This is a genomic window from Campylobacter sp. LH-2024 (assembly GCF_048270605.1).
GTDB lineage: Bacteria > Campylobacterota > Campylobacteria > Campylobacterales > Campylobacteraceae > Campylobacter_D > Campylobacter_D molothri.
On the sequence record NZ_CP168139.1, the window covers coordinates 125,558 to 147,701 of the forward strand.

20 protein-coding genes and 1 pseudogene are annotated in these 22,144 nt (G+C 28.2%); 9 read left to right on the forward strand and 12 right to left on the reverse strand.

What is annotated here, in order from left to right:
- Positions 1–27: 27 nt before the first annotated feature.
- The 3 genes from ACD570_RS00715 (at position 28) to ACD570_RS00725 (ending at position 2,008) form a co-directional block, all read left to right on the forward strand.
- Positions 28–501: a hypothetical protein gene (locus tag ACD570_RS00715; RefSeq protein WP_417904308.1), complete on the forward strand. Its 474-nt coding sequence runs from the start codon at positions 28–30 to the stop codon at positions 499–501.
- Between the two features lie 18 nt (positions 502–519).
- Positions 520–1,293: a hypothetical protein gene (locus ACD570_RS00720; protein WP_417904309.1), complete on the forward strand. Its 774-nt coding sequence runs from the start codon at positions 520–522 to the stop codon at positions 1,291–1,293.
- A 271-nt stretch (positions 1,294–1,564) separates the two neighbouring features.
- The gene (locus tag ACD570_RS00725; protein ID WP_417904447.1) at positions 1,565–2,008 is read left to right on the forward strand and encodes a methyl-accepting chemotaxis protein; all 444 of its coding nucleotides are present in this window, start codon (positions 1,565–1,567) and stop codon (positions 2,006–2,008) included.
- Between the two features lie 166 nt (positions 2,009–2,174).
- On the opposite strand, the gene ACD570_RS00730 is transcribed toward ACD570_RS00725, so the two are convergent.
- Positions 2,175–2,882 (reverse strand): class I SAM-dependent methyltransferase, encoded by a 708-nt coding sequence (locus ACD570_RS00730; RefSeq protein ID WP_417904310.1) that lies wholly within the window; start codon positions 2,880–2,882, stop codon positions 2,175–2,177.
- 145 nt (positions 2,883–3,027) lie between these two features.
- Here ACD570_RS00730 and ACD570_RS00735 point away from each other — a divergent pair.
- Positions 3,028–3,231, forward strand: a pseudogene (locus tag ACD570_RS00735) (class I SAM-dependent methyltransferase); the annotation flags it as partial.
- 166 nt (positions 3,232–3,397) lie between these two features.
- Here the strand turns inward: ACD570_RS00735 and ACD570_RS00740 are convergent.
- Positions 3,398–5,374, reverse strand: a complete 1,977-nt coding sequence (locus tag ACD570_RS00740; RefSeq protein ID WP_417904311.1) for a methyl-accepting chemotaxis protein — start codon at positions 5,372–5,374, stop codon at positions 3,398–3,400.
- Positions 5,375–5,495: 121 nt separating this feature from the next.
- Between ACD570_RS00740 and ACD570_RS00745 the strand changes: the two genes are divergently transcribed.
- The 3 genes from ACD570_RS00745 to ACD570_RS00755 are packed head-to-tail and all read left to right on the forward strand — an operon-like array spanning position 5,496 to position 7,963.
- Positions 5,496–6,359 (forward strand): metal ABC transporter solute-binding protein, Zn/Mn family, encoded by an 864-nt coding sequence (locus ACD570_RS00745; protein WP_337209654.1) that lies wholly within the window; start codon positions 5,496–5,498, stop codon positions 6,357–6,359.
- 8 nt (positions 6,360–6,367) lie between these two features.
- Positions 6,368–7,147, forward strand: a complete 780-nt coding sequence (locus ACD570_RS00750) for a metal ABC transporter ATP-binding protein (RefSeq protein ID WP_337197199.1) — start codon at positions 6,368–6,370, stop codon at positions 7,145–7,147.
- A 9-nt stretch (positions 7,148–7,156) separates the two neighbouring features.
- The gene (locus ACD570_RS00755) at positions 7,157–7,963 is read left to right on the forward strand and encodes a metal ABC transporter permease (protein WP_337202445.1); all 807 of its coding nucleotides are present in this window, start codon (positions 7,157–7,159) and stop codon (positions 7,961–7,963) included.
- On the opposite strand, the gene ACD570_RS00760 is transcribed toward ACD570_RS00755, so the two are convergent.
- From ACD570_RS00760 to ACD570_RS00805, 10 genes are all read right to left on the reverse strand, one after another.
- Positions 7,934–9,316, reverse strand: a complete 1,383-nt coding sequence (locus ACD570_RS00760; RefSeq protein ID WP_337207687.1) for an McrC family protein — start codon at positions 9,314–9,316, stop codon at positions 7,934–7,936. The genes ACD570_RS00755 and ACD570_RS00760 overlap by 30 nt on opposite strands.
- An 8-nt stretch (positions 9,317–9,324) precedes the next feature.
- The gene (locus tag ACD570_RS00765) at positions 9,325–11,409 is read right to left on the reverse strand and encodes an AAA family ATPase (RefSeq protein ID WP_337207686.1); all 2,085 of its coding nucleotides are present in this window, start codon (positions 11,407–11,409) and stop codon (positions 9,325–9,327) included.
- Between the two features lie 69 nt (positions 11,410–11,478).
- On the reverse strand, positions 11,479–11,919 hold the full coding sequence (rimP, locus tag ACD570_RS00770; RefSeq protein WP_337197205.1) for a ribosome maturation factor RimP: 441 nt from the start codon (positions 11,917–11,919) through the stop codon (positions 11,479–11,481).
- Positions 11,909–12,271: a 30S ribosome-binding factor RbfA gene (gene rbfA / locus ACD570_RS00775; protein ID WP_239820313.1), complete on the reverse strand. Its 363-nt coding sequence runs from the start codon at positions 12,269–12,271 to the stop codon at positions 11,909–11,911. The genes rimP and rbfA overlap by 11 nt, the downstream gene beginning before the upstream one ends.
- Positions 12,268–14,847: a translation initiation factor IF-2 gene (gene infB / locus ACD570_RS00780; protein ID WP_337207685.1), complete on the reverse strand. Its 2,580-nt coding sequence runs from the start codon at positions 14,845–14,847 to the stop codon at positions 12,268–12,270. Before infB ends, rbfA begins: the two co-directional genes overlap by 4 nt.
- Positions 14,834–15,130, reverse strand: a complete 297-nt coding sequence (locus ACD570_RS00785; protein ID WP_234284798.1) for a hypothetical protein — start codon at positions 15,128–15,130, stop codon at positions 14,834–14,836. Before ACD570_RS00785 ends, infB begins: the two co-directional genes overlap by 14 nt.
- On the reverse strand, positions 15,124–16,002 hold the full coding sequence (gene thrB, locus ACD570_RS00790) for a homoserine kinase (RefSeq protein ID WP_337207684.1): 879 nt from the start codon (positions 16,000–16,002) through the stop codon (positions 15,124–15,126). Before thrB ends, ACD570_RS00785 begins: the two co-directional genes overlap by 7 nt.
- 22 nt (positions 16,003–16,024) lie before the next feature.
- Positions 16,025–16,453 carry a tRNA threonylcarbamoyladenosine biosynthesis protein TsaB gene (locus ACD570_RS00795; protein ID WP_239820311.1) on the reverse strand — a complete coding sequence of 143 codons (429 nt, stop codon included), beginning with the start codon at positions 16,451–16,453 and terminating at the stop codon, positions 16,025–16,027.
- A gap of 11 nt (positions 16,454–16,464) precedes the next feature.
- On the reverse strand, positions 16,465–17,349 hold the full coding sequence (lpxC, locus tag ACD570_RS00800) for a UDP-3-O-acyl-N-acetylglucosamine deacetylase (protein WP_417904312.1): 885 nt from the start codon (positions 17,347–17,349) through the stop codon (positions 16,465–16,467).
- Positions 17,346–18,713, reverse strand: a complete 1,368-nt coding sequence (locus ACD570_RS00805; RefSeq protein WP_337211439.1) for a M23 family metallopeptidase — start codon at positions 18,711–18,713, stop codon at positions 17,346–17,348. Before ACD570_RS00805 ends, lpxC begins: the two co-directional genes overlap by 4 nt.
- 216 nt (positions 18,714–18,929) lie before the next feature.
- On the opposite strand from ACD570_RS00805, the gene bamA reads away from it, so the two are divergent.
- Both bamA and accD read left to right on the forward strand, forming a co-directional pair.
- Entirely contained in the window at positions 18,930–21,146 is a 2,217-nt protein-coding gene (bamA, locus tag ACD570_RS00810; protein ID WP_337214089.1) for an outer membrane protein assembly factor BamA, read from the forward strand.
- A gap of 155 nt (positions 21,147–21,301) precedes the next feature.
- A complete protein-coding gene (gene accD / locus ACD570_RS00815; RefSeq protein ID WP_337202959.1) occupies positions 21,302–22,144 on the forward strand; it encodes an acetyl-CoA carboxylase, carboxyltransferase subunit beta in 843 nt (280 codons plus the stop codon).

A 22,144-nucleotide genomic window follows, 5' to 3' on the forward strand; every position in this document is an offset into this window, starting at 1 on the left:
ATTTTTAAAAAAAGGAGAAAATTTATAATGAAAAGTTTAAAATTTAAACTTTCACTTGTAACAAATGTCATAGCAATTATTGCTTTAGTTATCTTAGGAGTTGTGGGTTTTTTATTTACAAAAAACGCATTATTTAAAACCATAGAAAAGACCGAAATCAATGCCTTAAAAGTTTCAAAAACTGAAATGGAAAATTTTAGAGCTAAAAATCTTTCATCTTTACAAAAACTTAGTGAAGATATTTTAGCACTTCCTTATGAAAAGTTAAATTCTCAAGAGGCTTTATTGGCGAATATAGGAGATATGTTTAAATCTTACAAACGCTCTGCAAATCTTCTAGCTGTTTATATAGGTTTGCCAAATGGTAATAATATTGTAAGTGATATTGAGAGTGAAAAACATGGAAAAAGTTTAAGGATAAATGGCAAGGATAATGGATATAATGCAACCACAAGAGAATGGTATCAAGGAGCCAAAAGAATAAATTCAATTTATGTGTAACCTTATTATATTGATCCTGTGAGCAATGAAACTGTATTTACTTATTCTAGAGCTCTTTACAAGGATGGTAAATTTATAGGCGTATTAGCAATTGATATCTTAACAAAAGATTTACAAAAAGAATATGAAGCAAATCCAGGAAGAACTTTTGCATTTGATAAAAATAATAAAATTTTTGCAGCTACAGATAAATTTCAATTAACTGAAGATTATGATGCTTCTCATATTACAGTTCCTGCTAGAACAAAAGCAGATTTTGAACCTTTTGAATATATAAGAAAAAAAGATGGCTCTCGAGGGCTTGCCATGTGTGTTAAAGTAGGAGAAAACAGAGTTTGCACAGGTCAATCAATTAATAAAATCGAAGAACCTATTAACAAAATGAGTTATATTCAAATTGCAATTATATTAATTGCAATTGTGATTAATTTTATATTGATATACGTATTAGCGGCCAAACTTCTCTCCCCACTCACCATCATCCAAAACGGTCTTAATGCCTTCTTTGATTTTATCAATCATAAAACAAAGAATGTCTCTACTATTAATATAAAAACTAATGATGAGTTTGGTCAAATCTCAAAAGCCATTAATGAAAACATCCTTATTACTAAACAAGGTTTAGAACAAGATAATCAAGCTGTAAAAGAATCAGTCTCTACAGTTCAAGTTGTAGAAAAAGGAGATTTAACAGCAAGAATTACTGCAAATCCAAGAAATCCTCAACTTGTAGAACTTAAAAATGTTTTAAATAAACTCTTAGATGTCTTTACAAGAAAAAGTAGGTTCTGATATGAATGCTATTCATAAAATCTTTGAAGAATATAAGAGCTTAGATTTTAGAAATAAATTAGAAAATGCTAGAGGTAGTGTTGAAGTTACTACTAATGCTTTAGGTGAAGAAATCATTAAAATGTTAAAACAAAGTTCTGATTTTGCTAATCACTTAGCAAGTGAAAGTTCTAAATTACAAAATGCTGTTCAAAACCTAACTAGCTCTTCTAATTCTCAAGCAGCTTCTTTAGAAGAAACTGCTGCTGCTTTAGAAGAAATTACTTCTTCTATGCAAAATGTTTCTGTTAAAACCTCTGATGTAATCACTCAATCAGAAGAGATTAAAAATGTTACAGGTATTATTGGAGATATTGCAGATCAAATCAATCTTTTAGCATTAAATGCTGCTATAGAAGCAGCGCGTGCAGGAGAACATGGACGAGGCTTTGCCGTTGTGGCTGATGAAGTTAGAAAACTAGCAGAAAGAACTCAAAAATCATTGAGTGAAATAGAAGCTAATACTAACTTACTTGTTCAATCTATTAACAATGATATGGCAGAATCTATTAAAGAACAAACTGCAGGTATTACTCAAATCAATGAAAGTGTAGCTGCTATTGATCAAACTACTAAAGATAATGTTGAAATTGCTAATGAGAGTGCAATCATTTCTAATACTGTTAGTGATATAGCTAATAATATATTAGAAGATGTTAAGAAGAAAAGATTTTAAGAATCTTTTCTTTAAATTATAATCAAATGATTATTCTTTAAATCATAATCTTTAAACTATTATCTTAAATCATTATTTTTAAATAGTTATTTTTAAATAACTATTTTTTATGATAATTGAAGATTCATTATTAAATTAAGCAATTAATCTTTTAATGGATTTTTTATTAAAAGATTAAAAGCTTTATTTTTGATTTAATAATTTCTTTAATTTTATCTTTTGTAACTAAATTTTTAAGTTCATTACTTTCTGCTTTAATTCCATTCATACTTAAATGCCATAAAGCATTTTCTATAGCTTCATCTTTTTTTCTTTCTACTATGCGTGTTTCATCAAAAATAAATTTATAAAAAGTTATATTTTTTTCTAGTAAAAAACTTTCTAAATCTTGTTTATTAAATCCTTTAAATTCAGTATTAAAATGTTTAAATATTGGGTCTAAAAAATCACTTTTTCTATAATCAGCCCAGCCAAGATATATTCTTTGAGAAGCTAAATTTAAAAAAGCTTTGAAATCATTTTCATTTTGCAAAGCTAAAGACATACTCAAAAACGCTATATCAAAGTTTTCTTGATTTTCTTTATAAAAATTTTCAAAATCTAAATGAAGTATTTTAATATTATTAATATTATTTTTTATAACATCTTCTTTTAAAATTTCAAGCATAGCTTTAGAATTATCTATACCTAAAACACTTTTTGCTTTTTGTGCTAAATGTAAAGTCCAAACACCTGTGCCACAACCTATATCTATAATATTTTTATTTGTAAAATCAATATTTAATTCATTTAACTTCTTAAAAGTTTGCTTTTGGATATCGTTTAATTTTGCATATCTTGCATAGCTTTTAGCCTTTTTATCCCACAAATTCATATTCATTCCCAAAAAATAATTAAAATATAATTGTAAAATGTTTCTTTTTTTTTTTTTTTTTTTAACTATACAAATAAATAAAACTAATATCAATAAATCTTTAATTTAAAGTAGTATTAATAAAATAAATAAAAATCTTTAATATTTAGAAAAAAATATAACTTTTTATAAATTTATTTTTGATGAAACACGCATAGTAGAAAGAAAAAAAGATGAAGCTATAGAAAATGCTTTATGGCATTTAAGTATGAATGGAATTAAAGCAGAAAGTAATGAACTTAAAAATTTAGTTACAAAAGATAAAATTAAAGAAATTATTAAATCAAAAATAAAGCTTTTAATCTTTTAATAAAAAATCCATTAAAAGATTAATTGCTTAATTTAATAATGAATCTTCAATTATCATAAAAAATAGTTATTTAAAAATAACTATTTAAAAATAATGATTTAAGATAATAGTTTAAAGATTATGATTTAAAGAATAATCATTTGATTATAATTTAAAGAAAAGATTCTTAAAATCTTTTCTTCTTAACATCTTCTAATATATTATTAGCTATATCACTAACAGTATTAGAAATGATTGCACTCTCATTAGCAATTTCAACATTATCTTTAGTAGTTTGATCAATAGCAGCTACACTTTCATTGATTTGAGTAATACCTGCAGTTTGTTCTTTAATAGATTCTGCCATATCATTAATAGATTGAACAAGTAAGTTAGTATTAGCTTCTATTTCACTCAATGATTTTTGAGTTCTTTCTGCTAGTTTTCTAACTTCATCAGCCACAACGGCAAAGCCTCGTCCATGTTCTCCTGCACGCGCTGCTTCTATAGCAGCATTTAATGCTAAAAGATTGATTTGATCTGCAATATCTCCAATAATACCTGTAACATTTTTAATCTCTTCTGATTGAGTGATTACATCAGAGGTTTTAACAGAAACATTTTGCATAGAAGAAGTAATTTCTTCTAAAGCAGCAGCAGTTTCTTCTAAAGAAGCTGCTTGAGAATTAGAAGAGCTAGTTAGGTTTTGAACAGCATTTTGTAATTTAGAACTTTCACTTGCTAAGTGATTAGCAAAATCAGAACTTTGTTTTAACATTTTAATGATTTCTTCACCTAAAGCATTAGTAGTAACTTCAACACTACCTCTAGCATTTTCTAATTTATTTCTAAAATCTAAGCTCTTATATTCTTCAAAGATTTTATGAATAGCATTCATATCAGAACCTACTTTTTCTTGTAAGACATCTAAGAGTTTATTTAAAACATTTTTAAGTTCTACAAGTTGAGGATTTCTTGGATTTGCAGTAATTCTTGCTGTTAAATCTCCTTTTTCTACAACTTGAACTGTAGAGACTGATTCTTTTACAGCTTGATTATCTTGTTCTAAACCTTGTTTAGTAATAAGGATGTTTTCATTAATGGCTTTTGAGATTTGACCAAACTCATCATTAGTTTTTATATTAATAGTAGAGACATTCTTTGTTTTATGATTGATAAAATCAAAGAAGGCATTAAGACCGTTTTGGATGATGGTGAGTGGGGAGAGAAGTTTGGCAATAAAAATATACAATAAGAAAGAAATGATTACAACCATTATCACAGAAGAAACGATTTGTATATAAGTCATTTTAAGAATAGGTTCTCTTATAATATCAAGTGGTTCTCCTATACAAATGGTTGAGTTTTCATATTTTGCACACATAGCAAATCTTTCACTATTATCTTTTTTTCTTATATATTCAAAAGGTTCAAAATCTGCTTTTGTTTTGGATAAGGCTGCAATTTGATCGATATTATAGCCTTCTTGAAGCTGCTCCTTATCTGTAGCTGCAAAAATTTTATTATTTTTATCAAATGCAAAAGTTCTTCCTGGATTTGCTTCATATTCTTTTTGTAAATCTTTTGTTAAGATATCAATTGCTAGAACACCTATAAATTTACCATCTTTATAAAGAGCTTTAGAATAAGTAAAGCATGGAAGTTTTGAAGTAATATCAATATAAGAAGGAGTGATATAAATATCATTTGTTTTTAAAGCTCCTTGATACCAATCTCTAGTTCTTGCATCATAATTATCTTTTTTGCCATAAGTTCCAAAATCAACTCCCTTGGCATCTGAATCTGTATCTGATACAACCAATTCTCCATTTGGCTGAGCGATATATGCTGCTAAAAAACCGCCAGTATCTCTTAAAATCTTAAGCTCTTCTCCTACATTTTCCATAAGAGCTTTTTCATTATCTAATTCATTAATTGGAAAATGTAAAATTCTTGCACTATAACTTTGTAAAACTTTTAAATTAGCTTCTTGAAATCCCATAAGTGAATTTTTAGCTACTTTTATATAATTAGTTTCTGATTTTATCACCTGATCATAAATTAAAGTTTTAGCAAAAAAATAAGTAATAACACTTAAAACACTTAAACAAATTATAATAATTAAACTCGCAACAAAAGAAACTTTAAATTTTAAATTCCCCATAAATATTCCCTTTTCAATTTTAAATAATTTTTACAAAAAAAATGATATTATAGCGAATCAAAAATTTATTTTATATTAAAAAATAATCTCATAAAATATTTAAAATATAAGGTTTTTAATGATAAAAAAACTATTTTTTCTGTTTATAGTTTTAGGTTCTTTAAATTTAGTTTTGGCTCAAAATTTTAACACAAAAAATAATAAAAATACTCCCATTGTAAGTGTAAGCATACCACCTCAAGCCTTTTTTATTGAAAAAATAGCTGCAAATACTTTAAAAGTTAATATTATTTTACCCCCTAAGACCAATGAACATCATTTTGAGTTTAAACCAAGTATTATGAAAAAATTGGAGCAAAGTGAAATTTATTTTACCATAGGTTTAGAATTTGAAAAAATTTTTATAGATAAATTTCACCATAATTTTCCTAACTTAGAAATTATTAATATGCAAAAGAATATTAAATTATTAGATTTTCAAGATTCTCATCATGGTGAACAAAAAGATCCTCATACCTGGCTAGATCCTATATTGGTTCAAACTATGGCTTTAAATATTTATGATGCTTTAGCTCAAAAATATCCTGAAAATAAAAATTTTTATAAGGAAAATTTAAATAAATTCTTAGCAGAATTAGATAATCTCAATTTACAAATCTCTTCAAAACTTGAAAATACCAAACAAAAAGAATTTATTGTCTACCATCCTTCATGGGCTTATTTTGCCAAACGCTATCATTTGATTCAAATTCCTGTAGAAATTTTAGGAAAAGAACCTAAAATAAAAGAATTAAAACAACTGATAACTTTTATTAAAAATAAACACATTAAAACTATTTTTGTTCAAAATGGTTTTCCTGAAAATGCGGCAAAAGCCTTAGCTCGTCAATGCGATGCTCAAATTTATGTTATCAATCATCTTTCAAAAGATTGGGAAAAAGAACTTTTAAATGTCAGCGATGCCTTATCTAAAGCTTTAAAATAGGTAATTTTATGGAATTTTTTTCTATTAAAAATCTTAATTATTCTTACAATAAAGAATGTGTTTTAAAAAATATCAACCTGACCTATAACAACCAAGATTTCTTGTCTATAATAGGCCCAAATGGTGCTGGAAAATCTACACTCATAAAGTTGATTTTAGGACTTTTAAATTCGCATAATTCAATCACATTTAAACAAATAAAAAAAACTGAAATTGGCTATGTTCCACAACATACCTTAGCTAATCCGAATTTTAATCCTAGAGTCCTAGAGGTTGTACTTATGGGACTTATCAATAAAAAAAAATTTGGTTTTTATAAACAAGAAGATAAAAACAAAGCCTTAGAAGCTTTAAAAAAAGTCCAAATGCAAGATTTTTGGAATAAAAAAATCAATCAATTAAGCGGAGGACAAAGACAACGCGTATTTATAGCAAGGGCTCTGGTAGATGAATGCAAAATGCTTATATTAGATGAACCAACTGCGAGTGTTGATAGCAAATCAGCGATTCAAATTTTTGAACTTTTGAAATCTTTACATGAAAAAGGTATTGGCATTTTACTTGTTTGTCATGATATCAATTTAGTCCTTGCTTATAGCGATAAAATCGCGCACTTAAATAAAGAATTATTTTTGCACTCCAATCAAAAGGAAAAAAAGAAGAATGATTTTTTAAAACATTTATACGAAAATCATTCTCATTTTTGCGATGTAGAAATGAGTTTAAATTCTTGCCTATGTAATCATAAATGCAAAGATGAAAATTTAAAAACCACTGTGTCTTTCTAAGGAAAAATAATGTTTGAAATTTTTCATTTTACTATATTTCAAAACGCTCTTTTTGCGGCAATTTTAGTCAGTATTGCCTGTGGAATTATAGGCACTCTAATCATGATTAATCGGCTTTTTTCAATGGCTGGAGGCATTACGCATGGGGCTTTTGGAGGTATAGGGATTGCTTTTTATTTTTCTTTACCTATTTTGCTTAGTACAAGTATTTTTACCTTAATTTTAGCCTTTATTGTTGCCTTTTTAGTCAAACGTTATGAGCATAGAAGTGATAATATTATTGCTGTGATTTGGGCATTTGGTATGGCAATTGGTATCATACTTATAGATTTAAGTCCCAGTTATAATACTGATCTTATGGCCTATCTTTTTGGAAATATTTTAGCAGTTGAAAATCAAGATTTATATTTAATGGGACTGATTGATGCGATTGTGATTTTTTTAATGCTTTTATTTTATAGACAATTTGAAGCAATAAGCTTTGATGCTGAATTTGCAAAGGTACGTGGAATCAACACAACTTTTTTTCACTATCTCTTAATCGCACTGATGGCATTTTGTATTTGTATTTCGATCCGTCTTGTTGGACTTATTCTTATTATGGCATTACTGAGTATCCCTAGCTTTATTGCTGAAAATTTTAGCAAAAAACTTGGCTTTATAATGATTCTAGCAAGTTTTTTAAGTATGATTTTTTGCTTAAGCGGGCTTTTACTTAGCTATTATTTTGATCTTTCTAGCGGAGCTTGTATTATTATCATCGCTTGTTTTGGTTTTTTAATCAATTTAGGTATAAAAATCATTTGCAAAAGGTAAGGGTGCGAATAAGATTTTTAATTTTATGCGATCTTTTGTAGAATTTGCAAGATCACTTGCTTTAAAAAAATACTCATCCTTTTTGCTTTTCTCTTTTAATTCTAAAGTCCTCCCGCACAAAGGATAAATAAGCCAAACCTCTTTTACCTTGAATGTAACAGCATAAGCAAACATTTGATAAAGATCACTTTGTACGATAGGGTATTGTTTTTTATCATCACTATCGCTTAAAATTTTCCATTTAGTATCTGCGATTATATGATCTTGGATATGAAGATCTGGCTTAAGTAAAAAACAATCTTCAATATTATTTTTACTCATTAGAAATTTTGTTTTATCTTGAGTCTTAATCTTAACTTGCTCATTGGCTATTTTAAACATATGAGCTACATAGTCTTCAAAAAGTTTTTCCATGGGAAAAAGCAAAGCAAAAGCTTCGTTGCTTCCTTTATAAGGAGTAAAAGTTTCATTTTGTAAAAAAATTTTACACCAAGAAAGCAAAGTTTCATAATAATCAAAATGTCTTGAAATTTTATACTCGAAATCTTTTTTATAATTTTCAGATAACTGCACCTCATCAAACATTTGCAAGACTTTTATGACTTTAAATTTATGTATTGTTGTTTTGGATTTTAGAAATTCAAGAGTAGATTTTATCAAACGATTTGGCGGAACATCCAAGATAAACTCATCACTTTGTGTGAAAAATCTTTCTTTATGAGTGAGATTGTATTTTAAATTTTCTCTAAAAAGCAATTTTCCCTTTAAAAAAGCCCTGTTATCTTGTATACTCACATAATCTTTTTTTAATCCTTTTTTAAAAACTATATCTAATTCTTCTAAAAACATAGAAATAAAAATTTCAAATAAAGGCATTTTAGAAGTTTTTAAAGATGAAATATGACTTTTTTTAAAAGGAGAATTTTTTAAGGTTGTAAGCAAATTTAACAAAAGTTGCTTAGAAGGAAAGTTGTAATTTTTTTCATAGTTAAAATTTACAAATTTTTCTATTTTAATCTCGTTTTTAGACCCGTTCTTTTGTATATCTAGTTTATAAATTTGTTTTAGTTGATGAAAATTTATTTTTTTAAAATTCTCATCTTTTTCTCCTTGATAATTTTCTAGATCGGTGCACTTGGGCAAAATCTCCAAAATCCCGCTTTTTGTTTGTATCATGCCTACATAATTTTTAGCTTTTAAAGTATTTTTATTTTTAAAACCTAAAAAAATTTCATTATTTTTAGCAAATTCTTCTAATTCTTTATAAAATTTATTTGCCCTATTTCCAAAATCTTTTTTTAAGTCATTCTCACCAAAAGCTTGATACTCAATAACTTGAAAAACATTAGTCATTGTTTTAGTTAATTTTCTTTGGTTTTATTATCGCTAATTTGATTTTTATAAATTTTTTGATACGTTATTTCATTATCCCAAATTTTACTATCAAAAGAGGTAATATTATAAATAATTTTCTCGTTATATATTTCTAGCTTCCTAATACTATGCAAATAATCATTTTCTTTATTTTCTACAACTTCTTCAATCATGCCATTATTATTTAAAACAGCATTGATTAAAGCATAATCATCATAAAAATATTCTTGCAATAGAGGGATAATTTTATTTTGAAAAACCCATTTTAAATCATTTAAATTTTCAATATTCATAAAAAATGCATGTCCTATAGTCTTTTCTCTATCTAGCAAGTATTCTATGCGAGTATTTATTGCTTCAAGTAATTGTTGCAATTCTACTTTTTCTTGATCTTTTTTTACAAATTTATTACTTAATTTACTTAAATCAGGCATCATCTCTACAAATTCAAAACGCCTTCTTAAGGCTGTATCAAGCGAAGTTATGCTTCTATCAGCTGTATTCATGGTACCTATAATATAAACATTTTCAGGTACCCCAAATTTTTCACCACTATAAGGCAAAGTTACCCTTAGCTCTTCTTCCTTGCTTATTCTTTTGCTTGGTTCTATCAAAGTTATAAGCTCACCAAAAATCTTACTCACATTACCGCGATTGATTTCGTCAATAATAATAACAAATTTCTTTTCTGTATTATCATCAATAGTTTTTATATCAATTTGTTCTTTTTCGTTTTTTATTTTTTCTAATAAATCATTAGCCCTGATTCTCCACAATTTATAAACTGTTTTTAAGGTTAAATTTTTATTATCATTAAGCTCATATAAGCTAATTTCGCTATCTTTTGATATCCATTCAACATCTCTGTAAGTTCGATATTCTTCTTTATCGTCGCCGTATTTGACATCACTTTTTATAATACCAACGCCTTTTATAGTTTTTAAAGAATTAAACACACATACCAAATCGCCTATTTGCATTTCATCTTTAAAATTATTAATGGTGCTTTTATCATTTGTACCAAGTGCTAAAAATTCTTCATTCATATTTTCTGGAATTTTATTCCACCCTATATAAATTTTATTTTCCTTAAAACACTTGTCTCTTAGTGAAGCGTTAGGTCCTAAAGAAATTTTCCATATTGGAGTATCATTATTAATAGTTATATCATCAATTTCATTATTATCAACTTTTCTTTCTTTATTCAACGCTCTATTGCATATTCTTTTAAAAATTCCATCTTTTATTTCATAATCTAATTCTTTGGAATTTCCATTATCTTTATTTATAATAGGTTTTATGCCTTCTATAAATTCTTCATATCCATAACTTTGATGAAAGGTCGTAAAAACTATTTGTCCATTTTTTACATACTCATCAAATTTTACTTTTTTGTCTATTCTATTTTCTAAATTTTCACCCAAAATTTCTAAAGCTTTATCTATAGTATGATAAGTTTTTCCAGTACCTGGAGGCCCGTAAAGAATTTGATTTTTAAAAATTATTTTATTATTTTTATTTAATCGAAAATCATTTTCACTGAAAGAATTAAAATAATTCATCATTTTTAAAAAGTCTTTTAATAATTTATCTTTATCGCTCAAATCACAAATAAAATCAAATTTTTTTAAATATCCATCATTTTCCATTTTATTTATGGCTACACATCTAGAATTTTCAATATTTCCTTGCGGAAAACCAAATTTCAATACGATGTGTTTATTATCTTCTAAATAACCAGAATATGCTATAAATATATAAACCCCTTTTGTCGGAGTTATTTTTTTACCATTAATTAAGCCTTCCTTTAGCAAATCATTTCTGGCAAACATAATCCAACTATCAGAATTTAAAAAGCCTCCAGAATTTCCTATAGCAATTTTAAAAGAATAGTTATATTTTTTATCAATAAATTCTAAATACTGCTTAATATTTTGACTAGAGGAACCCTCGATGCTAATTTTACCTTGTTTTGTTCTTTTATTTCTTGAAATACAATCATCTACCTGTTTTATTAACTCATCTATAGCTTTTATAAATTCTTCTTTATCTTCATTTGAAAATTCAATCATAAATTATTCCTTTTTTTATCAATCATAATTTAAAACTTGTAATAAATTATTATTTAAATCATTTTCAAACTACCACTGCACAAAAGTTCTAGCTTTTTTTATATCACTAAATTTAAGAGTGATTTTTTCATTATCTAAGGTTTGTAAATTTATATTTCCATTTTCAACGCTAAGAATTTTTGCTTCGATTTTTTCTTTTTCATTGGTTGTGATTTTTACAAGCTCATTGATACTTTTTTCAAAATGTTCTATTTTACCAAGCTTTCTTTCAAGCCCACAGCTTGAAACTTCTAAAAAATACTCTCCACTTACAGGTGGTTCTACATCAAAAATAGGCGATAAAATCTCACTAAGTCTAGCGCAATCATCCAAATTTATCCCCACTCTTTCACCTTTTTCATTTAAAGGATTCATCACATAAATTCGATAAATTTTTTTTCCATTTTCACTGACTAATTCACTATCATAAAGTTCTAAATTTGCTTCTTTGCATAAGGCCTCAAGATTCATTTTTTTCCTTTTTTATCTTTTCAAAAAGTGCATCCATATGATTTTGATATTCAAGCCTATCATCAAATTTAAAATGAAAATTCGGACAGCGATACCAACCTTGTTCACTCATACAATAATTTTGCAATGCCTTTGATGCCTTTTTTAAAGTATTGAGAATTTTTTCTTGCTCATGAGTGTTAAAAAACATCTTATCAAGATATACAAAAGCATCATATCTACCCTTTTTGCATTCTACATCCACAACGCAAAGATTTTTCAAATTTTCGTCATCTAAATTTGCCAAAGCTTCAGGAATAAGCTCTTTTAAAATGCTTTCTGTGCGTAATTTTTTAATCTCAGATGGATTCATAGACTCACTTTTTCTTCAACTTCTTTATAGCTTTCTATATAATCGCCTACTCTCATATCATCACATCCTTGTATACCAACTCCACATTCATAGCCTTTTGCAACCTCTTTAACATCATCCTTAAAGCGTTTTAAAGAGCTTACGCTTCCTTCAAAAACCACCACGCCTTCTCGTATGAGACGAATTTTAGCTCCTCTATTAATCACACCCTCTGTAACCATACAACCAGCAATTTGACCCAATTTTGGCACATTAATAACTTGTCTGATTTCAGCTTGACCTAGTTGCTCTTCAGAAATAATAGGACTCATCATACCCCCGAGCAATGCTTTAACATCATCTAAAAGATTATAAATAACATTATAAGTTTTTATTTCAACGCCTTTATCTTTAGCGCGCTCTTTGATTTCTCCTGTTGGACGTATATTAAAACCAAGTACGATAGAATTTTCACTTGCACTAGCAAGTTCAATATCACTTTGCGTGATTCCACCTACTCCACTATGGATAATATTAACTTTAATTTCATCATTTTTTAACTTTTCTAAACTAGCTTTTAAAGCCTCTAAAGTTCCTTGAACGTCCGCTTTTAAAATAACAGGCAAGGCTTTAATATTGCCTTCTTTGATCTTAGCTCCAAGTTCATCAATACTAACTTTTGTAGATTTGCTAAGTTCTTTTTGACGATTATATTCATAACGTTTAGCTGCATACTCTCTTGCTTCTTTGTCAGTTTTAACAGCGATTAAAATTTCGCCTGATTGTGCTACTTCACTTAAACCAACTATCACTCCACATTCGCCTGGTTTGATCTCTTTAAGAGCTTTTCCTTGATCATCGCTCATAGCTTTTATTTTTCCATAAGAAACACCCGCTACAACCGTATCACCTACTTTTAAAGTTCCATTTTGCACTATTACAGTGGCCACAGCACCACGACCCTTTTGTATAGAAGATTCTATAATACTTGCTTTTGCATAATTTTTAGGATTTGCCTTTAATTCCAAAATATCAGCTTGCAAAAGCACAATTTCAAGTAAATCTTCTATCCCCATTCCAGTTTTAGCAGACACACCTACAAATTCATAACTTCCACCCCACTCCACTGGCATGATCTCAAGTTCAGCAAGTTGAGTTTTTACCATATCAGGATTTGCGCCTTCTTTATCCATCTTGTTAATCGCTATAATAATAGGCACATTGGCAGCTTTTGCATGATTAATCGCTTCTTTTGTTTGAGGCTTAACCCCATCATCAGCAGCTACAACAATAATAACAATATCGGTAATACTCGCACCTCTTGCACGCATTGCTGTAAAAGCTTCGTGACCTGGAGTATCGATAAATGTGATTTTGCGATCATTTTTTTTCACCATATAAGCACCCACGTGCTGAGTAATTCCACCTGCTTCGCCACTTGCAATACGAGATTTTCTAATAAAATCTAGCAATGAAGTTTTACCATGATCGACATGTCCCATTATCGTAATAACAGGCGCTCTAGTAATTAAATCTTTTTCATCATCTTGAGCTTCATAATCTTTTACATAATCAAATTCATCTGCTTCATTGGTAATGCTTACTTCTATACCAAATTCAGAGCCCAAAATCTCAATAGCATCTTCATCTAAAAAATCATTCTTAGTTGTCATCATGCCAAGCATAAAAAGTTTTGAAATTACTTCACTTGTGCTTTTACCTATTTTATCGGCAAATTCATATACTCTAATTTCTTTAGGAATTTCAACACTTGTAATCGCTTCATTTTCTTTTTTTTCTACTTTTTTAGGTGGCTTTTTGCGACTTCTTCTTTGAATTCCACCCTCAGCAAAATTAACAGAATTACCAACAGCTTGACGTAAAAAATTAGGCTGTTTTTTAATTGCATTATTTGGTTTTTCCTCTTCTTTGACACTAAAATCAGGTAAAACAACCTCATCTTCATCATCTAAAGAAATTTCAGCAAAATCTTGATTTCCTAGCAAATCCATTTTTTGGGCACTTTCTTTTTTTACTGCAATATTAGATTTTTTATCTTTTTTCTTTCTTTTTGCAGAATCATCAAGATCAGTATTTGAAAACATCGTTTTTAAATTAATTCTTTCTTGATTTGAAGAAAGCTCAGAGACATTTTTTGATTCTTCTTTTTTTACAAGCTCTTCTTCAGTTTTTTTCTTTTTAACGATCACGAGACCTCTTCTTTTTGCTAAAGTAGCACTTGCTAAACTTTCTTGAACTTTTTCTTTAGATTCTTCTTTAATTTCTTCTTTTGGCTTGATCATTTCTTTTTTTTCTACTTTTTCTTGTTTTGCTGAAGTCGTGATTTTTGTAGCTTGAACTTTATCTTCTTTTATTTTGGCCTTTGTTTTTTTTGCCGGAGTTTGCTTAATATTTTTTTTAAAAGCTTCGGGGATAACTTTGGTTTGTATATATTCATAAATTCCGGCAGCAACATCAGGTTCTACGGCATTTGATGCAGTTTTAATATTAAGCCCTAATTCATTTGCCTTTTCAATGATTTCTTTGCTATCATATCCTAATTCTTTCGCGATTTCATGAATTCTAATTTTTGCCATTTAAAATGATCTCCTTTATATTCTGCTGAGTGATTTTTATATTTAATTTTTTACATATTTTCGAGAATGTGGCTTGAAATTTTTCATCTTCAATTAAAAGACAATGATCGCACAAATAAATACTACGACCAAAAGCTAAATTTTGGTATAACCCAGCCTTAAAAACCTTTAATCTATGCAATTCTTTTTGAAAAAAACGATTTTTGCAAACCACGCACATTCTAACTGGTTTATGTTTGTCTGCATTTTTAGAATTATATCTTTTTTTTTCATTTTTTAGCAAATTTCAAAACCTTTATTATCAAATTCTAAAACTAAAATTTTAAAATTTTTAAATTTTTGCTCAAGTTGCTGTTTTAAATAATTTGCATCTTCTTTATATACAAGATTAAAAAAACTAGAACCTGATCCTGAAAGAGTACTCATTAAAGCTTTATTTTCTAGAGCAAATTTTTGCACCTCAAAAAGTTCAGGTAAATTTTTCATTCTACAGGTTTGGTGTATTAAATCCTTACTAGCTATGGCTAATAAATCATATTTTTTTTCCAAAAAACAAGCTGTAAGAAAAGAAGAATGAGATAAATTAAACACACATTCTTTAAGATTAAAACTTGATGGCAAAGCTGTGCGACTTTGATCTGTACTTATAAATACATTTGGAATAGCCACAACAGCACTTAAATTGTCATCTATAGGTTTTTTTATACTAAAAACACTTTCATTTTCAATCACAGAAACTACAAATCCACCTAAAGTTGCTGGAGCTATATTATCTGGATGATTTTCATATTTTAAAGCCTCATTTAAAATTTTTTGTTTTTCAATCTTAAATCCAGCCATTTCAAAAGCTGCACCAATAGCCCCAACAATCACAGCAGAAGAACTCCCAAGTCCTCTAGATAAAGGAATTTTATTTTCAAAAATAAAGCGAAATTTTTCTTTTTTTCCACTCAATCTTTCATAAAATTCATTAAAAATACTCACAAAAATATTATTTTTTTTAAGACTTAAATTTTCGCTACCTTCTCCATAAACGCTAATACTAAAAAAATTGGATTTTTCGATAATAGTGCTATTAAAAAGCCTCATACTTAAGCCAAGACAATCAAACCCTGGCCCTAAATTTGCACTCGTTGCCGGTACTAAAATTTTCAATATTGATTCCTAATAAAATGATTTAAATTGCAGGTAAAAAATAAAAAGGTAGATTATCATTTTTTTTATTAAGCTTGCTTAAATTTAAAGGCAAAACAAACTCTCCTGAAGTAGCCTTTTCTAAAAAAATTTCATCCCCTTTTTTTACAAAACACATTTCTTTATGAGCACTAATAGGCTGATTGTTATTTAATTCAAATGCACTGATTGCAAATAATGGGATATTTCTAACTATACTTAAAGTACTCAAACTCACATAAGAAATTTTAATTCCCATAAAAGAACCTGGACCATTAGCATAAATAAGCTCATCAAAGGTGAAATCTTGAAGTAATTCTTGTAAAATTTTAGGTATAAATTCACTCGCTTTTTCATAACTTGTTATACTTTTTACTAGAAGATTGTTTTTATAAATACCAAGCATTAAAGGCTTAGATAAGGCATTAAGCAAAAGAGAAGTTTTTATGCAAAAACCTTTTCATAAGCTTTTACATTTGCTTTTTCAAGGCTAACTATCTCATAAGCTTCTTTATCTTTTAATACCTCTTTAGTAAGCAAATGATTTAAATGATGGCTTCCAGCAAAAGATATATAATCACCAAAAACTCTATATCCAAGCAAGGTTAAATCCCCAATAGCATCTAAAATTTTATGTCTTACGAATTCATCTTTAAAACGCAAACCTTCCGGATTTAAGATTCTACTCTCATCTACAACTATAGTATTTTCCAAACTACCGCCAAGGGCTAAATTTTTATCTCTAAGCATTTGAACATCTTTTAAAAAACCAAAAGTTCTAGCTCTTGCTATATTTTCTATATAGTTTTTTTTACTGAATTCAAAATTATAAGTTTGCTCACCTATAACAGCATTATCAAATTTAATTGTATAATTAATACGAGGTTCTTTAGTTGGTATCAATCTTACAAATTTATTTCCATCTCTTACTTCTATTGGTTTTTTAATAACCATAATTTTTTTAGGCGCATCTAGTTCCATAGCTCCTGCTTCATCGAGCATCATGCAAAAACTAATACTTGATCCATCCATAACCGGAGCTTCATTTGCATTTAAAACAATTCTCACATTATCAATTCCATAAGCATTTATTGCGCTCATTAAATGTTCTATAGTTGAAATAAAACCACGATCATCTCCTAAAACAGTAGCCATTTGAGTATTGATTACATTTTCAGGAATCGCTTTATAACTTACATTTAAATCGCTCCTAAAAAAAACTATACCACTATCAGCCTCTAGAGGCTCAAGAGTAATCTCAATAGGTTCACCTTTGTGCAACCCTATGCCCACACCTTTTACTGATCTTGCTAAAGTTAATTGCTTCATTGTTGCTGTCCTAAAATTATTTTTTTTCCAGTATTTAAAACTTTATAAATATTTTCCTCGATCCATTTTCTATCTTGCCACTGCTCTGGACGCGTTTCTACCCCTTGAACTAAAACTCCAAAATGCAGATGATCTCCAAGAGCCAAACCACTTTTTCCTGTTCTTGCAATCACACTTTGACTGGCTATATTTTCACCAACATTAATATTTTTAGATGAACAATGTCCATAAAGACTATAAACACCAAATCCATGATAAACAATCAAATTAAGTCCATAAATTCCATTTTTTTGTGCAAATATGACTTTTCCAGAATTATTGCTAATTATTGGGGCTTCTCTAACACTAGCTAAATCTATACCCATATGATAAGAATCGCTAACAAATTGACCATTGTAAGAATAATATCTATGATCAGCAAAATCCCCAACTTTTAACGCATGTTTAAGTGGCAAAAATAAATTAAGAGAAAAATCATTAATTTTGTCCTCTAAAACATTTGACGTAATTTCATGTATCAATTTTTCATTATCATTTCTTAAGGTTTCATTGACAAATTTAAATTTATCAAAACGCGTGAAATTATTATCTTTTGGAGCGTATTCTTGGGCTAAATTTTCAATTTTACCATCTAAAAATCCATCAGTAAGATTGATATTAGAAACTTTGTATTTTCTGTTTAAAAAATAATATCTTATACGCTCTTTAGAAATATTTCCAGCCTTATCCGTTGCAATAACATAAGCCCTAAATTCATCATCTCTTGCATCCCAAGCAATAAGAGCTGCATAATAACCATCTTTAACATAAGGAGTTGCTTTAAAAATTTTTCCTCTATTAGTCTGGATATAAACTTGATCTAAATTAGTATCTTTTGCAGAAAATACAACGCTTGCTGCTCCACCTTGTTCAATTTGATAGGAATTGCTTAAAATATTTATTTTAGGAGCAGTATTATCAATTATAATTGCGATTTGCTTCTTTGCCTTATCTTTATCAAAAATATTCCAAAAACAATCATTTTTAACAATAATCTCCATAATAAAAGATTTTGATTTTTCACTACTTTTTGGCAAAACAACTTGTAAAGTAATATCATTTAATTTTTTTATTTTTTCATCTGCAATTAGTGTTCCAGTATCTTGATCATCTTTTTTTAAAATGATTTGTACATTCTCAATAGAATGATTCTCATCTTTAATGTGTACAGAAATAGGTTTTTCAAGATTTGTATAGACAATATCAGGCATAAGAATTTGAGGCAAACTTTTTTTAACTATATTTTCTTTTACAATAAAAAAAGCTACCAAAACAACAAGGATTAAAAAATACAGATAAAAAGCTTTTTTCTTTCTTCTTGCCATCTTTTCTTCCTAAAAATCAATAAAATAATTTAATTTAATTTTTAAAAAATTTTATAAAAATATAGTAAATACTTAAAATTATGGAAAATTAAAAATCTTGAAGAAGTTTAATTTAACCAATTTTAAACAACCTTAAAATATCTTGTTTTTGTTAAAATTTTTCTGATATAATCATAACTTTTTAATATAAAGCTTATTTATTAGGTAAAAAAATCAATGAAAAAAATTATCAGTGTTTGTTTATTGGCCACTTTAAGTGGTGCTACTGTTATAAAAGAAATTAAATTTAGCGGCTTAAATCATCTTTCAAATACAAGTGCGCTTAATATTACTGGCTTAAAAATTGGAGAAAAACTAGATCTTTCTAAGGTTAATAAAGCCATACTTAATCTTTATAAGCAAAATTATTTTGATAATATTGCTGTAAAAGAAAATAATGGAATTTTAAATATTATTGTTACAGAAAAACCAAGTATTGCTAAAATCACTGTTACAGGGATTGCCTCTAATGACCGTAAACAGATTGAAAGCATACTTGGGATTAAAAAGGGTAATTTATTTGATGAATCAAGTGCTAAAGAAGCATGTGATCGAATTAAAAATTACTATGAAGCAAGAAGTTATTTTGACACTATTGTAGAGTATAAAACAAAAACTCTAAACAATACAGATGGCTTAGAGCTTGAATTTATAGTAAATCGTGGGGAAAATATTATTATCAACAATGTTTATTTAAGTGGAGCTAAAAAGCTATCTTATTCCAACATAGAACCTGCCGTAATTAATAAAGAAAAAGAATTTATGGGCTGGATGTGGGGAAGAAATGATGGAAAGCTTAAAATATTTGAATTAAACAATGATAGTGCAAGAATTAGCGATGAATACATGAAAAAAGGCTACTTGGATGTACAAGTTTCTGCGCCCTATTTAAAAACTTATACTGATATATATCAAGCCGATTTAACTTATTTTATCAAAGAAGGTAAACCCTATAAAATTAAAAATATTTCTATAGAAAATCCTTTATTTGAAGAAAAACAAAATTTAAAAACAATTAAAAATCTGCGTTCTAGCGTTGGCAAGATTATTAATATTGAAGATGTTAGAAAAGATGTAAAAACTTTAGAAACGCAAAGTGCTGATTTGGGTTATGCCTTTGTTGAAGTTTATCCAGATATCCAAAAAAATGATGAAACTCATGAAGCTACAATTAATTTTAAAGTCATTCCTCATGAAAAAGTCTATATCAGAAATGTAATTATTGCAAATAATTCTCGCACAGTGGATCGTGTTATACGTAGAGAATTATATATCACCGAAGGTAATTTATACAATAGAACAGATTTGACTGAATCTAAAAACGCTCTAAAAAGAACTTCTTATTTTGATGATGTTAATATTAAAGAAAAAAAAGTTGATGATACACATATTGATCTTATTGTCGATGTTAAAGAAGCCTCTACAGGTGCAATTTCTGGGGGTATAGGATATGGATCAAGTGATGGATTGCTTTTAAATGCTTCTCTTTCTGATACAAATATTTTTGGCTCAGGGATTAAAAGTTCAGTAAGTGTAGACAAAAGCAATGATACTTTATCAGGAAGAATCAGTTTGCTCGATCCAAGAGTTCTTGATAGCCAATATAGTTTAGGAGGGACTCTTTATTCTAATGATTATGAATGGGATAATTATTCAGAAAAAAACTATGGGTTTGATATTACCCTTGGGCGTCAATTTGCAAGATATTATAATGTAAGTCTAACCTACAATCTAGAGCAAAGTGATATCTACCATCTTAGCCCAACTCTTTTAAGAACAGGTTATGATCTTGGAAAAAGTATTAAAAGTTCTATATCTCCAGCCCTTTCATTTAATAATACGGATGATTATTATCTACCAAGATCAGGAATCATTGCTTCAACAAGCCTTGAATACGCTGGAATTGGCGGAGATCAAAAATTTTTATCCTCAAGTACTAGATTTAATTTTTATCAAGGTTTGCAAGATTATATAGGTTATGACCTTATCTATCGCTACAAAGCAAGTTTTTATAAAGTTTGGAATAGAGGTTATTTACCGATTAATCAAAGAATTTATTTAGGCGGTATTCGCTCAATTCGTGGTTTTGAAAGCAGAACCGTAAGTCCTAAAAATGAATGGGGTGATGAAGTGGGTGGAACCATAGCTTTTGCTAATTCCGTAGAACTTAGCTTTCCTTTAATAGACAGAATAAAACTCCGTGGAAGCATGTTTTTTGATTATGGTATGATTGGGCGCAAAAATTTAGATGAAATCAAGAGAATGAGTACAGGCGTGGGCTTAGAATGGATAACTCCTATTGGGCCTTTACAACTTATCTTTGCTAAACCGTTAAATAAGAAAAAAGGCGATGATACAAGTACTTTTGAATTTAATCTAGGAACACGTTTTTAATATTTTTAGATGCGTTAAAACATCTAAAAATTTAAATATTTATCATAAATAAATTCCATTGGATGGAAATTTATATTAAAAAATATCTTTTGCAAGAAAAGATAAGAAAAATTTGATATAATTCTTAAATCTTTTAAATCTAATTAGGTGATTTTATGAATTTTGCAGATATTTTTTCAAAAATTAGAAGACAACAACCTAGCGTAAAAGAAGCACCAAATCATTGGATAAAATGCCCAAGCTGCCATGCTTTAATGTATTACAAAGAAATAGAATCTTGTTTTAATGTATGTCCTAAGTGTTCTCACCATATGAGGATTTCTCCTACAGAAAGAATTAATCTTTTAAGCGATGAAAATAGTTTTATAGAATTTGATACAAATTTAGAAGCTATTGATCCTTTAAAATTTGTTGATAGTAAATCTTATAAAAAAAGATTAAGCGAAAATCAAAGCAAAACAGGTAAAAAGTCAGCAGTTGTAAGCGGAGAATGCACAATCAATGGAATTAAAACCCAATTAGTTGTGTTTGATTTTTCCTTTATGGGTGGTTCTTTAGGATCAGTAGAAGGTGAAAAAATAGTTCGAGCTATACAAAGAGCCATTAGCAACAAAAATCCTTTAGTAATTGTAAGTGCAAGCGGAGGTGCTAGAATGCAAGAAAGCACTTATTCTTTAATGCAAATGAGTAAAACAAGTACCGCTTTAAAACTTTTAAGTAAAGAAAAAATTCCTTATATTAGCATTTTAACAGATCCAACTATGGGAGGGGTTAGTGCTTCTTTTGCTTGGCTTGGAGACTTAGTAATTGCAGAACCAGGAGCTTTGGTAGGCTTTGCAGGAGAAAGAGTTATAAAACAAACCATAGGGGCTGATTTGCCACAAGGCTTTCAAAGAGCCGAGTTTTTACTAGAACATGGGCTTATAGATGCAATAGTTGAGCGATCTGAAATGAAAAAATATCTTAGTGATGTACTTAAGTTTTTTTGCGGAAATTGA

Coding starts and splice junctions, on each gene's coding strand:
- ACD570_RS00715 (WP_417904308.1), top strand. CDS start 28: ATGAAAAGTTTAAAATTTAAACTTTCACTTGTAACAAATGTCATAGCA.
- ACD570_RS00725 (WP_417904447.1), top strand. CDS start 1,565: ATGCAAAATGTTTCTGTTAAAACCTCTGATGTAATCACTCAATCAGAA.
- ACD570_RS00730 (WP_417904310.1), bottom strand. CDS start 2,882: ATGAATTTGTGGGATAAAAAGGCTAAAAGCTATGCAAGATATGCAAAA.
- ACD570_RS00740 (WP_417904311.1), bottom strand. CDS start 5,374: ATGGGGAATTTAAAATTTAAAGTTTCTTTTGTTGCGAGTTTAATTATT.
- ACD570_RS00750 (WP_337197199.1), top strand. CDS start 6,368: ATGGAATTTTTTTCTATTAAAAATCTTAATTATTCTTACAATAAAGAA.
- ACD570_RS00755 (WP_337202445.1), top strand. CDS start 7,157: ATGTTTGAAATTTTTCATTTTACTATATTTCAAAACGCTCTTTTTGCG.
- ACD570_RS00760 (WP_337207687.1), bottom strand. CDS start 9,316: ATGACTAATGTTTTTCAAGTTATTGAGTATCAAGCTTTTGGTGAGAAT.
- ACD570_RS00765 (WP_337207686.1), bottom strand. CDS start 11,409: ATGATTGAATTTTCAAATGAAGATAAAGAAGAATTTATAAAAGCTATA.
- rimP (WP_337197205.1), bottom strand. CDS start 11,919: ATGAATCTTGAGGCCTTATGCAAAGAAGCAAATTTAGAACTTTATGAT.
- rbfA (WP_239820313.1), bottom strand. CDS start 12,271: ATGAATCCATCTGAGATTAAAAAATTACGCACAGAAAGCATTTTAAAA.
- infB (WP_337207685.1), bottom strand. CDS start 14,847: ATGGCAAAAATTAGAATTCATGAAATCGCGAAAGAATTAGGATATGAT.
- lpxC (WP_417904312.1), bottom strand. CDS start 17,349: ATGAAGCAATTAACTTTAGCAAGATCAGTAAAAGGTGTGGGCATAGGG.
- ACD570_RS00805 (WP_337211439.1), bottom strand. CDS start 18,713: ATGGCAAGAAGAAAGAAAAAAGCTTTTTATCTGTATTTTTTAATCCTT.
- bamA (WP_337214089.1), top strand. CDS start 18,930: ATGAAAAAAATTATCAGTGTTTGTTTATTGGCCACTTTAAGTGGTGCT.
- accD (WP_337202959.1), top strand. CDS start 21,302: ATGAATTTTGCAGATATTTTTTCAAAAATTAGAAGACAACAACCTAGC.